The sequence below is a fragment of the Streptomyces sp. NPDC060035 genome (assembly GCF_042736635.1).
Taxonomy (GTDB): domain Bacteria; phylum Actinomycetota; class Actinomycetes; order Streptomycetales; family Streptomycetaceae; genus Streptomyces.
Genome location: NZ_JBHWVO010000012.1, coordinates 145,329 through 159,924, shown reverse-complemented (window position 1 = coordinate 159,924; position 14,596 = coordinate 145,329). Strand labels below are relative to the sequence as shown.

The window sequence follows — 14,596 nt, the reverse complement described above, 5'->3', positions numbered from 1 at the left end:
GGGCGTGGTGACTGGGTCAGAATCTACGCGCGTTGTTCGATTGAACGAGGAGTCAGGAATGCCGTTGAACCGTAGGAACTTTCTGGGCCGATCGGCTGCCGCCGGTGCCGGTGTGGCGCTGGCGGGCGGGGCTGTGGCCGGGCCTGCCGGGGCCGCGGAGGCGAAGGGGCACGGGCATGACCGTCCGGCCGTGCGGTACTCGTTCACCGTGATGGGGACGACGGATCTGCACGGCAATGTCTTCAATTGGGACTACTTCACGGACAAGGAGTTCGACGACAAGGCGCACAACGATGTGGGCCTGGCGAAGATCTCGACGCTGGTGGAGCAGATCCGCGAGGAGCGCGGGCGTCGGAACACGCTGCTGATCGATGCGGGTGACACGATCCAGGGCACCCAGCTGTCGTACTACTACGCGAAGATCGATCCGATCACGGCGAAGCGTGGTCCGGTGCATCCGATGGCGCAGGCGATGAACAGGATCGGGTACGACGCCGCGGCGCTCGGCAACCACGAGTTCAATTACGGCATTCCGGTGCTGCGGAAGTTCGAGGAGCAGTGCGATTTCCCGCTGCTGGGTGCGAACGCGCTGGATGCGAAGACGTTGCGGCCGGCGTTCGCGCCGTATGTGATCAAGCGTTTGCGTACGCCGCACGGTCGTGATGTGCGGGTGGCCGTGCTCGGCTTGACGAATCCTGGTATCGCGATCTGGGACAAGGCGAATGTGGGCGGGAAGATGGTGTTCCCCGGCCTTGAGGAGCAGGCGGCGAAGTGGGTGCCGAAGCTTCGCTCGATGGGTGCGGATGTGGTGATCGTTTCGGCGCATTCGGGTTCGTCGGGTACGTCGTCGTACGGGGATCAGTTGCCGTACGTGGAGAACGCGGCGGGTCTGGTGGCGGAGCAGGTGCCGGGTATCGACGCGATTCTGGTGGGCCATGCGCACTCGGAGATTCCCGAGTACTTCGTGACGAACAAGGAGACGGGTAAGCAGGTTGTTCTCTCGGAGCCGTTGAAGTGGGGGCAGCGGTTGACGTTGTTCGACTTCGACCTGGTGTGGGAGAAGGGCCGCTGGACGGTGGAGAAGGTCGGCGCCGAGGTGTTGAACTCGAACACGGTGGCGGAGGATCCGCGGATCACGTCGTTGCTCGGGGATGAGCACACGAAGGTGGTGGCCTATGTGAATCAGGTGATCGGTTCCTCGGTGGTGGCGATGTCGACGGTGGATGCGCCGTGGAAGGACGAGCCGGTCATCGATCTGATCAACCTGGTGCAGGCGGACACGGTGAAGGCGGCGCTGGTGGGCGGGGAGTATGCGGCGCTGCCGGTGCTGTCGCAGGCGGCGTGCTTCTCGCGTACGGCGGCGATTCCGGCGGGTGAGGTGACGATCAAGGATGCTGCGGGACTGTATCCGTTCGAGAACACGCTTGAGGCGCGGTTGCTGACGGGTTCGCAGCTGAAGGATTATCTGGAGTATTCGGCGCAGTATTACGTGCGGACGGCTTCGGGTGCGCCGGTGGATACGTCGAAGCTGACGAATGCTGATGGCATTCCGGACTACAACTACGACGTGGTGTCGGGGGTGTCGTACGACATCGATATCGCGCAGCCGGTGGGTTCCCGGATCGTGGGGCTGTCGTTCGAGGGGAAGCCGGTGGATCCGGCGGCACAGTTCGTGTTTGCGGTGAACAATTATCGGGCGAGCGGTGGGGGCAACTTCCCGCATGTTCCGGGTGCGAAGCAGTTGTGGGCGAATTCGGACGAGATCCGGAACACGATCATCGGCTGGGTGCGGGCGAAGGGGTCGGTGGATCCGGCGGAGTTCGCATCGGTGGACTGGCGGTTGACGCGGGACGGTGTGCCGGTTTTCTGATCTGTGTGTGCCGGTGGGGCTGTCGTGGTCCTGGGTCCGTGGGTTGTCCGGGTCCGGGGTTCGCGGTGGCCCCATCGGCGTGTTCGGGGTCCCGAGGGGCTGCGTTGTCCCTGTGCGGTTATCCCCGTGCGAGGGGGATGAGGGTGGGGCCTTGCTGGGGGATCTTCGGTGCGGGGTGGGGGGTGAGTCCGAAGGTGGTGAAGGCGGTGCGCTGCGGGAGCGGGTACGGGGTGGCGCCGGTGAGGTCGTTGAGGATCGTGGCGCTGCGCCAGGCGGCGAGTCCGAGGTCGGGGGCGCCGACTCCGTGGGTGTGGCGTTCGGCGTTCTGTACGTAGATGTGGCCGGTGACGGCGGGGTCGAGGCCGAGGCGGTAGGTGTCGTCGATGTGGGGGCGTTCGGAGGCGTCACGGCGGATGTGGGGGCTGAGGCCGGTGAGGAGGGTGTCGAGGGGGCGTTCTCGGTAGCCGGTGGCGAGGACGACGGCGTCGGTGGTGAGCCTGGTGCGGGTGTGTTGCTGGGTGTGTTCGAGGTGGAGTTCGATCCGGGTGCCGGAGTGCCGCACTGCGGTGCGTACGTGGACGCCGGGGGTGAGCGTGGCGTCGGGCCAGCCGCCGTGGAGCGTGCGCCGGTAGAGCTCGTCGTGGATGGCGGTGATGGTGTCGGTGTCGATGCCCTTGTGGAGCTGCCATTGGCTGGGGACGAGTGTGTCGCGTACGGCTTCGGGGAGTGCGTGGAAGTAGCGGCTGTAGTCGGGGGTGAAGTGTTCGAGGCCGAGCTTGGAGTACTCCATGGGGGCGAAGGCCTGGGTGCGGGCGAGCCAGTGGAGCTTCTCGGCTCCTTGGGGGCGGGCACGGAGGAGGTCGAGGAAGATTTCGGCGCCCGACTGGCCTGATCCGATCACGGTGATGTGGGCGGCGTCGAGGAGGCGTTCGCGGTGGTGGAGGTAGTCCGCGGAGTGGATGACGAGGATGTCCGGGGCCTCGGCGAGTGGGCGCAGGGGTTCGGGGACGAAGGGTTCGGTGCCTACGCCGAGGGCGATGTGGCGGGTGTGGGCGCGGCCGAGTGCTTCTGCTTCGCCGTCGGCGTCGAGCTGGGTGAAGTCGACTTCGAACAGGGCGCGGCCGGGGTTCCAGCGGACGGCGTCGACCTGGTGGCTGAAGTGGAGTCCGGGGATCTGTTCGCTGACCCATCGGCAGTAGGCGTCGTATTCGGCGCGCTGGATGTGGAAGCGCTCGGCGAAGTAGAAGGGGTAGAGCCGGTCCTGGGCGCGGAGGTAGTTGAGGAACGACCAGGGGTTCGAGGGGTCGGCGAGGGTGACGAGGTCGGCGAGGAAGGGGACTTGGAGGGTGGCCCCGTCGATGAGCAGGCCGGGATGCCAGTGGAAGGCGGGGCGTTGTTCGTAGAAGGCGGTGGTGGGGCGGCCGGGGATGGTGTGGGCGAGGGCGGCGAGGGAGAGGTTGAAGGGGCCGATGCCGATGCCGATGAGGTCGTGTGGCTGGTCGGGGGTGGGCCGGTCTGTCATCGGGGGGTGCTGCCTTCTGCGAGGCCGGTGACGGCGTGGGTGACGAGCTCGGTGAGCTGGTGGAGGTTTTCGGGGGTGGTGTGGGGGTTGAGGAGGGTGGCTTTGAGCCAGAGGCGGCCGTCGGCGCGGGCGCGGCCGAGTACGGCGACGCCGCGGGTGAGGAGGGTGCGGCGGATGGCGGCAACGGTGGTGTCGTCGGCCTCGGTGGGGCGGAAGAGGACGGTGCTGATGGTGGGGGGGCCGTGGAGTTCGAGTGCGGCGGTCCTGGTGATGATGCCGGCGAGGTGATGGGCGGCGGCGATGGTGCGGTCGATGAGGTCGGCGAGACCGTCGCGGCCGAGTGCTTGCAGGGTGACGGCGATTTTGAGGGCGTCGGGGCGTCGGGTGGTGCGCAGCGAGCGGCCGAGCAGGTCGGGGAGGCCTGCGTCGGTGTCGTCGTCCGCGTTGAGGTAGGGCGCGTGGTGGTGGAGTGGGTCGAGGTGGTGGTGGTCGGGGACGGCGAGGATGCCGGCGGATGCGGGTTGCCAGCCGAGTTTGTGCAGGTCGAGGGTCACGCTGTGGGCGCGGTCGAGGCCTTGGAGCTTGGTGCGGTGGGTGGGGCTGAAGAGGAGGGGGCCGCCGTAGGCGGCGTCGATGTGGAGTTCGGCGCCGTGGGCGGTGGTGAGCTCGGCGATCTCGGTGAGGGGGTCGATGCGGCCGGCGTCGGTGGTGCCTGCGGTGGCGGTGACGAGGAGGGGGCCGTACAGGCGGGTGAGGGCTTCGTCGAGGGCTGCGGGGTTCATGACGCCGGTGGGGGCGGGGATCACGACAGGCGTGGGGAGACCGAGGAGCCAGGCGGCGCGGGTGATGCTGTGGTGGGCGTTGGCGGCGCAGATGGTCTGTACGGGTCCGTGGCGTTCGCGGGCGAGGAGGAGGGCGAGTTGGTTGGCCTCGGTGCCGCCGGTGGTGATGACCGAGTCCGGTCGGAGGGCGTGGGGGTAGATCTCGGCGGCGAGTGCTGCGGTGAGGTCGGTTTCGAGGGTGGAGGCGGCGGGGGCCTGGTCCCAGGAGTCCATGGAGGGGTTGAGTGCCGATGCGGCGAGGTCGGCTGCCGCGGCGAGTGCGAGGGGTGGGGTGTGGAGGTGGGCGGCGCAGTGGGGGTGTGCGGGGTCCGCGGCGCCTTCGGCGAGTGCGGTGACGAGGGTGCGCAGGGCGTGGTGGGCACCGGTGCCGCGGTCGGGGATGAGGGGGCCGGTGGCGTTGCGTGTCCGGCGGGTGACGGTGTCGGGGCCGCCTGTGGGGAGGGGGCCGTTGCGGCGGGTTGCGCCGTTGTGCAGTGCGGTGAGCACGGTGTCGAGGAGGGGGCGCAGGTGAGTGGGGCCTGCGGTGCCTCCGGCGAGGGGCGGGATGGGCATGGTGGTCCTTCGGGTGCGCGGGGGCGGGCGTACCAGCTTGTCCGGGTTTCGGGAAGCCCGGCCGAAGAGACCAACGATCTGACCCCGAAAGGGGTATTGCTCCGTGGTGTGGGTGGGGTGTGCGGGGTGGGGCTGCTATAGGAGTGCGTTGTTCGCATGGCTGTGCCCGGCCCCTGTGGTTCGGGGGCCGGGCACGGTGGCGGTGGGTCAGTGGGCGTTGCGTACGGCGAGGGCGCGGCGCAGGTCGTCCAGCTGGTCGGTGAGTTTGCGGCGGAGGGCGGGGGTGAGGGCCTGGTCGTCCAGGGCGTCGGTGCCGAGCCGGAGGCTGTCGGTGTCGACGTGGTGGGCGGGGAAGGCGTGGCGGCCGGCTGCTTCGGCGATGGCGGGGCCGCGGCGTACGGCGAGTGCGGTGGCGTCGGGGTAGTAGCGGGCGACGTAGTCCTGGAGGAGTTCGCCCTGTTCGGGTTGCCAGAAGCCTTGGGCGGTGGCGGTGAAGAGGTAGTTGGACAGGGTGTCGTCGCTGAACATGGCTCGCCAGGCGGCGGCTTTGGCCTCGGGGGTGGGCAGGGCGGCACGGCAGCGGGCGGCGCCTTCCTGTCCGGTGGCGCTGGGGTCCCGGGCGAGTTCGGCGTCGATGGCGGTTTCGTCGGTGGCGCCGAGGACGGCGAGGCGCGTGAGGATGCGCCAGCGCAGTTCGGGGTCGAGTTCGGGTCCGCCGGGGACGGTGCCGTCGGCCAGCCAGTCCTGGATGGCATCGGGGTGGGTGGCGGCGTCGATGAAGTGGCGTACGGCGGTGAGCCGGAGGCCGGGGTCGGCGCCGGCGGGCCGGGTGCTGTCGGGGGTGTGCTCCCAGTCCTTGGCGGTGAGGCCTTCGGTGCGGCGGAGCAGGTCGCGGCAGAGGGAGGTGAGGGTGGCGAGGGCTGCGGGGCGGTCGTGGGGGGCCAGGTAACGGCCGGCGATCTGGGTGGCGGCGAAGCCGAGGACACCGTTGACGAGGGCGAGATCGGTTTCGTGGGGGAGGTGGGTGCGGGCGGCTGTCAGGTAGGTGGTGGGGGGGAGTTCGCCGTCGCGGACCATGTCGCGTGCGGTGTTCCAGACGAGAGCGCGGGTGAGGGCGTCCGGAATGCCGGAGAGGCCGGTGAGGACGGTGTCCCAGGATGCGGGGTCGAAGCGGACCTTGGCGTAGGTGAGGTCGTTGTCGTTGAGGACGACGAGGACGGGGCGCCGGCCGGGCAGGCTGGTGGGTGCACCGGTGTGCGGGATGTCGAGGTCGAAGCGGTCGCGCAGGACGAGCCGGCCGTTGCCGGACTGGGTGTCCAGGGTGTGGTCGTAGGTGCCGACGGCGATGCGGTGGGGGCGGCTGCCGTGGTGGTCGACGGTGAGGGTCCAGGCGCGGTCGGTGTCCTCGACGTGGGCGGTGAGGGTGTCGATGCCGGTGGTGCGCAGCCAGGTGTCGGCCCAGGCATGGACGTCGCGGTCGGTGGCGGAGGCGAGGTTGTCGATGAAGTCGGCGAGGGTGGCGTTGGCGAATTTGTGCCGGGCGAAGTGGGTGTTGATTCCGGCGAGGAAGTCCTTTTCGCCGAGCCACGCGACGAGTTGGCGCAGGGCGGAGGCGCCCTTGGCGTAGGAGATGCCGTCGAAGTTGAGCAGCGCGGATGCGGTGTCGGGGACGGCGTCCGGGTCGGGTGCGACGGCGTGGGTGGAGGGGCGTTGGTCCGCGTCGTAGCCCCAGCCCTTGCGGGCGACGCCGAAGTCGACCCAGGTGTCGGTGAAGCGGGTGGCTTCGGTGAGGGTCTGGTAGCCCATGTATTCGGCGAAGGACTCGTTGAGCCAGATGTCGTCCCACCAGGTGAGGGTGACGAGGTCGCCGAACCACATGTGGGCCATTTCGTGGGCGATGACCATGGCGCGGGTCTGGCGTTCGGTGTCGGTGACTGCGGAGCGGTAGATGAAGTCGTCGCGGAAGGTGACGAGTCCGGGGTTCTCCATGGCGCCGGCGTTGAATTCGGGGACGAAGGCCTGGTCGTAGGAGTCGAAGGGGTAGGGCTCGTCGAACTTCTCGTGGTAGCGGTCGTAGCAGTCGCGGGTGAGGGAGAGGATCTCGTCCGCGTCGGCGTCGAGGTGGGGTGCGAGGGAGCGGCGGCAGTGGATACCGAAGGGCAGGCCGGCGTGTTCGGTGGTCACGGAGTGCCAGGGGCCTGCGGCGACGGCGACGAGGTAGGTGGAGATCGGTGGGGTGGCGGCGATGGTCCAGCGGCCTCGGGTGGCTTGGTGGGCGGTGCCGTTTCCGAGGACGGTCCAGTCTTCGGGTGCGGTGACGGTGATGTCGAAGACGGATTTGAGGTCGGGCTGGTCGAAGGCGGCGAAGACCCGTTGGACGTCTTCCATGAAGAGCTGGGTGTAGACGTATGTTTCGCCGTCGGCGGGGTCGGTGAAGCGGTGCATGCCTTCACCGGTGCGGGAGTAGCGCATGGTGGCGTCGATGCGCAGTTCGTGGGGGCCCGCGGTGAGCCGGTCCAGCGGGTAGCGGTTCTCGGTGAGGCGTTCGGGGTCCAGGGGCTGTCCGTCGAGGCTGAGCGAGCGCAGGTTCTGGGGCTTGACCTCGACGAAGGTGTCGCCGGCCGCGAGGGCGGTGAACTGGATGACGGTGCGGGAGTCGAAGGTCTCCTCGCCTGTGGTGAGATCGAGGTCGACGGTGTACCGGTGTACGTCGAGGAGCTGGGCTCGGGTCTGCGCTTCGTTGCGCGTCAGTACGGACATGCCGCCCATGCTGCCGTACGGCTGGGGCGGTGTGCAGGGGCGTTCTCGCAGGGCTGACGACGGTGGCAGGTGCGGTGCGTGCTGGTCCGTCGCACGGTTGCGGGGGCGCTTCCGCGGGGTGCGGAGCCCGGGTGCCGGCTTCCGTGGAGGGTGTGGGGGTGTTCTGTGTCAGAGGCCGGGGGCCGGAGTTTCTCCCGCTGATTCCTCCGCGATGCGTTCGTGGTGGCGGATGACCTCCGCCACGATGAAGTTGAGGAGTTTCTCGGCGAAGGCGGGGTCCAGTCTGGCGCTCTCCGCGAGTTGCCGCAGCCGTGCGATCTGGCGGGCCTCACGGGCCGGGTCGGCGGGTGGGAGCTGGTGTTCCGCCTTGAGGTGGCCGACCTGCTGGGTGGCTTTGAATCGCTCGGCGAGCATATGGACGACTGCGGCGTCGATGTTGTCGATGCTTTCGCGCAGCCGGTTCAGTTCGGCGCGTACGGACTCGTCGATGTCGCTCGTCGTCATGGGCAACGAGCTTAGACGTACCTATGCGGGTGCGATCGTGGGCGGGTGTTCCGGGTCGGGGATCCGGTCGCTCCAGCCGCCGGGGACGCTGCGGCCCTGCTGTTCGCGGAAGCGGACCGGAGCCTGGCCGACGCGGCGGGCGAAGAGCCGGGAGAAGTACGCCGGGTCGTCGTATCCGACCCGGCGGGCAACTGCGGCGACGGGCAGGTCGGTGGCTGCGAGCAGTTCCTTGGCGCGTCCGAGCCGGATGGTCAGCAGGTAGTCCTTGGGGCTGCACCCTGCTCCGCGCCGTACGGCGGTGCGCAGTTCTGCCGGCGTCATGCCGTGCCGGGCCGCGTGTTCGGCGACGGAGAGCGGCTGGAACGCGTCGCGTGCCAGGGCCTGGAGTACGGGGGAGCCGTCGGGTCCGATGTCTGCACGGGCTCGGCGCAGGGCTACGAGGAGTTCATGGACGGCGGCGCCCGTCTCGACGTCGAGGAGCGGGTTTCCGCGGCGTGCGGCGCGCACGATGCGGCCGATGGCGGCGCGTGGTCCTGCGGTGTCGGAGAGCGGGACCAGGGGGCGGTCCGCTTCGATGTAGCCGAGTTCGGTGTATGTGGTGATGGCGGGGCCGGTGAAGTCGACGAAGCTCTCGTCCCAGCCGGTGGGGTCGGCGCCGTAGTGGTGCGGGGTGCCGGGGGTGAGCCAGATGAGGCTGGGTGCTTGGACGGTCTGCCTTCGGCCGTCCGTTCCTCTGAACCAGCCGCTGCCCGAGGTGATGACGACGGCGACGTGGTGGTCGAGTGTGCGTGGGCCGACGGTGGGCAGGGCGCCGTGCTGCAGACCGACGCCGAGGCAGGCCAGTCCCAGGCGGTGGTGCAGTGCGCTGGGTGTGAAGAAGCGCATCCAGGTCTGGTACACCGGCTCCCCCACTTCCCTGTCGGGTGTTGCGTCCAACGAGCAGTGATCTTTCTCCATGGACCGGCCGGGCACCAGAGGGCGAACCTGGTGGCCGGCAGGGATCCGCACTCAGGAGCGTACGAGCACCATGACTGACTTCACCGTGGGGGACGACCATTTCCGGCTCGGCGGCAAGCCTGTACGGCTGTTGTCGGGGGCGATGCACTATTTCCGGGTGCATGAGGCGCAGTGGGATCACCGGCTGTCGATGCTGCGGGCGATGGGCCTCAACTGTGTCGAGACGTATGTGCCGTGGAATTTCCACGAGCCGCGTCCTGGCCGGTTCCGGGATGTGGGGGCGCTCGGCCGGTTCCTGGACGCGGCGGACCGGGCGGGGCTCATGGCGATCGTGCGCCCGGGACCGTATATCTGTGCCGAGTGGGAGAACGGTGGGCTGCCGGCCTGGGTGACGGGGCGGTTCGGCAGGCGGGTACGGACCCGGGATGCGCAGTACACGGCGGTGGTGGAGCGCTGGTTCGGGGAGCTGCTACCGCAGGTGGTGCGGCGCCAGGTCACCTACGGCGGTCCGGTGATCATGGTGCAGGCGGAGAACGAGTACGGGAGCTATGGCTCGGACCGGGTGCATCTGGAGGAGCTGGCGGGGTTGCTGCGCCGGTGCGGGGTGACGGTGCCGCTGTTCACTTCCGACGGGCCGGAGGACCACATGCTGACGGGTGGTTCGGTGCCTGGTCTCCTGGCTACGGCGAATTTCGGTTCCGGGGCGCGCGAGGCGTTCGAGGTGCTGCGCCGGCACCGGCGCCGGGGGCCGCTGATGTGTATGGAGTTCTGGTGCGGCTGGTTCGAGCACTGGGGTGCCGAGCCTGTCGTACGGGATCCCGCCGAGACGGCGGGTGCGCTGCGCGAGATCCTGGAGTGCGGGGCTTCGGTCAATATCTATATGGCGCACGGTGGTACGAATTTCGCGGGCTGGGCGGGAGCCAATCGTTCCGGCCCGCTGCAGGACCAGGAGCTTGCGCCGACGGTGACGTCGTACGACTACGACGCTCCGGTCGACGAGTACGGACGGCCCACGGAGAAGTTCCTGCTGTTGCGGGAGGTGCTGGCCCAGTACGCGGACGGCCCCCTTCCGGAGCTGCCGCCGGAGCCGGTGGGGCTGGCCGGTCCGGTGCGGGTCACGCTGACGCAGGGGGTTCCGCTGGCCGGAGTACTGGAGGCGCTGGGTGATCCGGAGACGGCCGCGTCGGGTGTTCCGCCGACGTTCGAGGATCTCGGCGTCGACCGGGGCCTGGTGCGCTACCGGGTGGACGTTCCGGGGCCGCGGCAACCGTACCCGCTGGGTGCGGCGGGTCTGCGGGACCGGGCGGTGGTGTACGTGGACGGGGTGCGGGCGGGGGTCCTCACCGAGGAGCTCCCTGTGCTCGACGAACCGGTCGCGGGGCCTGCGGAGGTCGAGCTGTGGGTGGAGTCGCTGGGCCGGGTCAACTACGGGCCGCGGCTGGGTGAGCAGAAGGGCATCACGGGCGGGGTGCTCCACGAACGCCAGTTCCTGCACGGGGTGCGGGCCCGGGCACTGCGGCTGGACGCGTTCGACGACGCGGGGGCGGTGGCCGGGCTGCGGTTCGGGAGTGTCGGGGAGGCCGGCCGGACGGGTCTGTTCCGGGGGTTCTTCGAGGTGACGGGCGCGGCGGGGACCGGTCATGCGGGGCTCGAACTGCCGGACTGGACACGGGGGTTCGTGTGGGTGAACGGCTTCTGCCTGGGGCGCTACTGGTCGGTGGGGCCGCAGCGGACGCTGTACGTACCCGGGCCGGTGCTCCGCGAGGGCGCCAACGAGCTGTGGGTGCTGGAGCTGGAGGACGCCGGGGCGCCGTTCGTCGAGCTGGGCCCGGGGGCACCCGTCAGGACGGGCACCCCCGGGGGCGATCAGCGGTGACTGCGGGTCAGAGACCCGCTGCCGCGGACGCTATGGCGGAGGCGAAGGTCGAGACCTCGGTGTACACGCCGGGGTAACCGGGCCGTGCGCAGCCTTCACCCCAGCTGACGATGCCTATCTGGATCCAGGCTCCGGCGTTGTCCTTGCGGAACATGGGGCCGCCGGAGTCACCCTGACAGGTGTCCACGCCGCCGGTGTCGACCAGCCCGGCGCAGATTTCCTCGCTCGGGACGAGGTCGCTGCCGTAGGCCTGCTGACAGACGGCGTCGGAGACGAACGGCACGGTCGCCTTCCGCAGGTAGCGCTGCTGGCCGCCGCCTTCGGTGGCGGCTCCCCAGCCGGCGATGGTGAAGGTGCCCGTGTTGTACGCGGTGCTGGTGGCGATCTTCAGTGTGGGCTGGTTGATCGGCTTGGCGAGCTTGATGAGTGCCCAGTCCTTGCCCACGCCGTTGTAGCCGGGCGCCTGGAGGACCTTGGTGGACTTGACCTTGACGGCGCTCGCGGACTGCAGGTCGACGACCCCGCCGGTGGCGGTGATCGAGGTGTTGTTGCCGGAGCCGCTCACACAGTGCGCGGCGGTGAGCACGATGTCCTGGGCGTAGAGCGCGCCGCCGCAGCCCATGGAGAGCCGGACCATGAAGGGGAATTCGCCCTGTGCGGCGCGGGTTCCGCCGACGACGGGGTTGGGGGCTGCGGTGGCGCCGGAGGGCTGGAGGCTGACGGTGGCGAGGGCCACCGCGGCGATGACGGAGCATCTTTTCAGGGCGCGCAGAAGCTTCTTCAACGGAGTGCCTGCTTTCGTGTGGGGGCGGTGGGGTTGCGCTGTGCAGGCGTGCGGGCATGCAGGCCCAGGTCAGGGGCACAGCCGAGATGGATCTCGACATGCTCCCGACAAGAGCGCTCCGATTATCGGGAAGTGATCACCGCTGCCACAAGGCAGACTTTCCAGCCAAGATCATCAAGCTGTCCACAGGTCCCCTCGCCCGCGACTCCGCCTAAGGTGAAGGTCCGTTGAGCGTCACTGATGGGGGTTCGGACGTGAGGGACGGCAGTAACGGCAGCAGCGGCAGTCCGGTCGTCCACGGGTTTCCGCATCTCGACACCGTCCGGTCCGCGATCACCGCGCTCTACCGGCGGATCTCCTACGACGGTGTGCACAGCTACGCCACCAGCCTCGTCCCCGCCGACGCCGCCTTCTCCGACGCGGACGATCTGTACCTCGGCTCCCAGCGCGTGGCACACGCCCTCGTGCAGCACCTGCACCTGCCCCAGGCCCGGATGATCGTCGGCTTCCGGGAGATGGAGCACGCCGCGAGCGTCGAACTCGCTGCGGGCCCGGAGTACTTCATCGAGCTCAACGACCGATTCCGGACGCACCGCAGGGACATCGGGGCAGCGCTCGCGCACGAGATCACGCATGTCCTGCTGCACCGTCTGGGCCTCGAGTTCCCCGGCACCCGCGACAACGAGATCCTCACCGACACGGTGACGGCCTACCTCGGCGCCGGCTGGCTCCTGCTGGACGCCTTCCGGGAGGACGCCGCATCGAGCCAGAAGCTCGGCTATCTCACGCCGGAGGAGTTCGGGTACGTGCTGGCCAAGCGTGCGCTCGTCTTCGACGAGGACCCGTCCGTGTGGTTCACCAGCCCGCAGGCGTACGCGGCATACACCAAGGGCCGCATCCAGGCCCTGCGCGACTTTCAGCAGCCACCGCTGACGGCCGCGGGGTGGTCGGGCCGGCGCCGATACGCCAAGGACCGGCGTGGTGCCGGTGACCACCCGGGTACCGGGCCCGGCCCGGGTGTTCCCTACGCCTTCGAGCACGGCGACGCGGGGCTGCGGGTCTCCTTCGCCTGCCCGACCTGCAACCAGCGCATCCGGGTCCCGGTCCGTGGCCGGGTGCGGGCCCGGTGCGGGCTGTGCCGCACGGTCCTGGAGTGCGACACCTGAGGTGCATCCGGATGCGCCGTAAGGTCGAAGTATGACGAAAGATCCGGCCGGGGACGCAGGCAACCTTCTCGAGGCGTTGTACGAGGGTGAGGACGCCGTCGTACGTGCGCTCCGCGCGGGCGCCTCGTCCGAGTCGAGCGACACGGACGGGACCACGGCCCTGTATGCGGCGTCGGTGGAGGACCTGCCGGTCGCGGTGCGGCTGCTGCTCGCCGCGGGTGCGGATCCCAACCGGGCGAGCGGCCCGGAAGCGGGCGATCTTCCTCTGTGCGGAGCGGCGTGCGGCGGCCACGGCGAGGTCGTCGAGGCGCTGCTCGCGGCCGGGGCGGAGCCGGATCTGCGCGAGGAGTTCGGCTTCACGGCGCTGCGGTGGGCGGTCGGCCTGGGACACGCGCGGATCGCGGAGATCCTGCTCTCCCACGGTGCGGATCCCGGTCTGCCCGGCCCGGAGGGTGAGTCCCCGCTGGTGCTCGCGGCCCGGCGGGGATCGGTGCACACGGTCCGCACCCTGCTCCGGCACGGTGCGGCCGACCTGACCCGGGCGCTGGAGGAGGCCCGGCGCTTCCTGCGGCTGGACATCGAGCAGGAACTGCGCGGGGCCTTGTTCGCGCTGTACGGCGACGGCACCGGAAGCGGCGGGATCGACGGCGGATACGCGACGGTGGTGCGCCGCACGCCGGTGGACGGCGGAGTGACGGTCACGGTCGAACTGCAGCGGGACGGAGAGCCCTTCGCGTCCCAGGACCAGCAGACCGGCCACGGCGCGATCGCGACGCTCCTGGAGAACGAGCTGGGTCTGCGGGCCCCGTTCGAGGAGCTCGCGGCCCGCGCACTGCGGGGTGTGGACCCGGAGCTGGACGACTGGCACGAGTCGGTCGAAGCGCTCTGGCTGCGCGGCGACGAGGAGACGTTCCAGGCGGCGGCCGCGTGGACGGCGAGCGGAGATCCGCTGCGGCAGGCCTTCGGTGCGGATGTGCTCGCACAGCTCGGATTCCGTACCGGAGCAAAGCCGTTCACCGCGCGATCGGTGCCGCTGCTGCGGGAACTGGCGCGGGAGGCCGTGGACGCGGAGCTGATCCAGTCCGCGGTACTGGGCCTCGGCCACCACGAGGACCCGGCCGCTCTGCCGGAGATCCTGCGCCACGCGGAACACCCGGACCGGATGGTGCGGCGCGCGGTGACGTTGGCGCTGTTCGGCCCGGTGGCCTCGGACCGGCCCGAGGCCGTCGTGGCACTGATCGCCCTGAGCGGGGACACCGACGAGGGGGTCCGTGACTGGGCGACGACGGCGCTGGCCGCCGCGGACGACGACACCCCGGAGATCCGTGAGGCCCTGGCACTGCGCCTGGACGACGCGGACCCCGACACGGTGGCGGAGGCGGCGCGGGGTCTGGCACGACGCGGGGACCCACGCGCGGCAGAGGTCCTGACGCGCCTCCTGGCCGAAGAGCCGGCGGACAGCTACGCGGGCGCGACGGCTGCGGCTGCCCTGGAGGGCGTCGCCGACCCGTAGGCAGGCGCCCTTGGGCAGCGTCCTGCCCCTGCCACCAGGGCGCGGGCACCCGGCATGCACCCGGCCCGCCCGGCGATGGAGGACACGGGTCCGGGGCGGAGCCCCGAATCGAGCCCGCCCGGCGATCGAGATCAGTCGTGGGGGGGGGGGGGGCCGCCCGCCCCCGACCAACCCGGCCGGCCCCGAGTGAGGCGCGAGCGACCCCCGCCGCGCGCCGGAACTCGGCCCGCACGAGGCCGGCCCCCCCGCC

General features: G+C 70.1%; 10 protein-coding genes. 4 read left to right on the top strand and 6 right to left on the bottom strand.

Annotation, left to right across the window (positions count from 1 at the left end; translation table 11 throughout):
• The first annotated feature begins 58 nt into the window (after window positions 1-58).
• A complete protein-coding gene (locus tag ACFWBQ_RS20705) occupies window positions 59-1,870 on the top strand; it encodes a bifunctional metallophosphatase/5'-nucleotidase (RefSeq protein ID WP_385490877.1) in 1,812 nt (603 codons plus the stop codon).
• A gap of 118 nt (window positions 1,871-1,988) precedes the next feature.
• Here the strand turns inward: ACFWBQ_RS20705 and ACFWBQ_RS20700 are convergent, their stop codons facing one another.
• From ACFWBQ_RS20700 to ACFWBQ_RS20680, 5 genes are all read right to left on the bottom strand, one after another.
• Complete coding sequence (locus tag ACFWBQ_RS20700) at window positions 1,989-3,392, bottom strand: lysine N(6)-hydroxylase/L-ornithine N(5)-oxygenase family protein (protein ID WP_385490874.1); 1,404 nt, start codon at window positions 3,390-3,392, stop codon at window positions 1,989-1,991.
• The gene (locus tag ACFWBQ_RS20695; RefSeq protein ID WP_385490871.1) at window positions 3,389-4,786 is read right to left on the bottom strand and encodes a pyridoxal phosphate-dependent decarboxylase family protein; all 1,398 of its coding nucleotides are present in this window, start codon (window positions 4,784-4,786) and stop codon (window positions 3,389-3,391) included. The genes ACFWBQ_RS20700 and ACFWBQ_RS20695 overlap by 4 nt, the downstream gene beginning before the upstream one ends.
• A gap of 207 nt (window positions 4,787-4,993) precedes the next feature.
• On the bottom strand, window positions 4,994-7,546 hold the full coding sequence (gene pepN, locus ACFWBQ_RS20690; RefSeq protein ID WP_385490867.1) for an aminopeptidase N: 2,553 nt from the start codon (window positions 7,544-7,546) through the stop codon (window positions 4,994-4,996).
• Between the two features lie 168 nt (window positions 7,547-7,714).
• Window positions 7,715-8,050 carry a chorismate mutase gene (locus tag ACFWBQ_RS20685; protein ID WP_385490864.1) on the bottom strand — a complete coding sequence of 112 codons (336 nt, stop codon included), beginning with the start codon at window positions 8,048-8,050 and terminating at the stop codon, window positions 7,715-7,717.
• A 21-nt stretch (window positions 8,051-8,071) separates the two neighbouring features.
• The gene (locus ACFWBQ_RS20680) at window positions 8,072-8,950 is read right to left on the bottom strand and encodes a helix-turn-helix domain-containing protein (protein ID WP_385491068.1); all 879 of its coding nucleotides are present in this window, start codon (window positions 8,948-8,950) and stop codon (window positions 8,072-8,074) included.
• A 127-nt stretch (window positions 8,951-9,077) separates the two neighbouring features.
• On the opposite strand from ACFWBQ_RS20680, the gene ACFWBQ_RS20675 reads away from it, so the two are divergent.
• Window positions 9,078-10,883 carry a beta-galactosidase family protein gene (locus ACFWBQ_RS20675; RefSeq protein WP_385490861.1) on the top strand — a complete coding sequence of 602 codons (1,806 nt, stop codon included), beginning with the start codon at window positions 9,078-9,080 and terminating at the stop codon, window positions 10,881-10,883.
• Window positions 10,884-10,890: 7 nt separating this feature from the next.
• Here ACFWBQ_RS20675 and ACFWBQ_RS20670 read toward each other — a convergent pair whose 3' ends face one another.
• The gene (locus ACFWBQ_RS20670; protein WP_385490859.1) at window positions 10,891-11,667 is read right to left on the bottom strand and encodes a S1 family peptidase; all 777 of its coding nucleotides are present in this window, start codon (window positions 11,665-11,667) and stop codon (window positions 10,891-10,893) included.
• A 227-nt stretch (window positions 11,668-11,894) separates the two neighbouring features.
• On the opposite strand from ACFWBQ_RS20670, the gene ACFWBQ_RS20665 reads away from it, so the two are divergent.
• Complete coding sequence (locus ACFWBQ_RS20665; RefSeq protein ID WP_385490856.1) at window positions 11,895-12,833, top strand: hypothetical protein; 939 nt, start codon at window positions 11,895-11,897, stop codon at window positions 12,831-12,833.
• Window positions 12,834-12,864: 31 nt separating this feature from the next.
• Window positions 12,865-14,346, top strand: a complete 1,482-nt coding sequence (locus ACFWBQ_RS20660; protein ID WP_385490853.1) for an ankyrin repeat domain-containing protein — start codon at window positions 12,865-12,867, stop codon at window positions 14,344-14,346.
• The last annotated feature ends 250 nt before the right edge of the window (window positions 14,347-14,596 follow it).

Bases quoted from the DNA above. Each gene is read 5' to 3' on its own strand.
- ACFWBQ_RS20705 (WP_385490877.1), top strand. From the start codon at position 59: ATGCCGTTGAACCGTAGGAACTTTCTGGGCCGATCGGCTGCCGCCGGT.
- ACFWBQ_RS20700 (WP_385490874.1), bottom strand. From the start codon at position 3,392: ATGACAGACCGGCCCACCCCCGACCAGCCACACGACCTCATCGGCATC.
- ACFWBQ_RS20695 (WP_385490871.1), bottom strand. From the start codon at position 4,786: ATGCCCATCCCGCCCCTCGCCGGAGGCACCGCAGGCCCCACTCACCTG.
- pepN (WP_385490867.1), bottom strand. From the start codon at position 7,546: ATGTCCGTACTGACGCGCAACGAAGCGCAGACCCGAGCCCAGCTCCTC.
- ACFWBQ_RS20685 (WP_385490864.1), bottom strand. From the start codon at position 8,050: ATGACGACGAGCGACATCGACGAGTCCGTACGCGCCGAACTGAACCGG.
- ACFWBQ_RS20675 (WP_385490861.1), top strand. From the start codon at position 9,078: ATGACTGACTTCACCGTGGGGGACGACCATTTCCGGCTCGGCGGCAAG.
- ACFWBQ_RS20660 (WP_385490853.1), top strand. From the start codon at position 12,865: ATGACGAAAGATCCGGCCGGGGACGCAGGCAACCTTCTCGAGGCGTTG.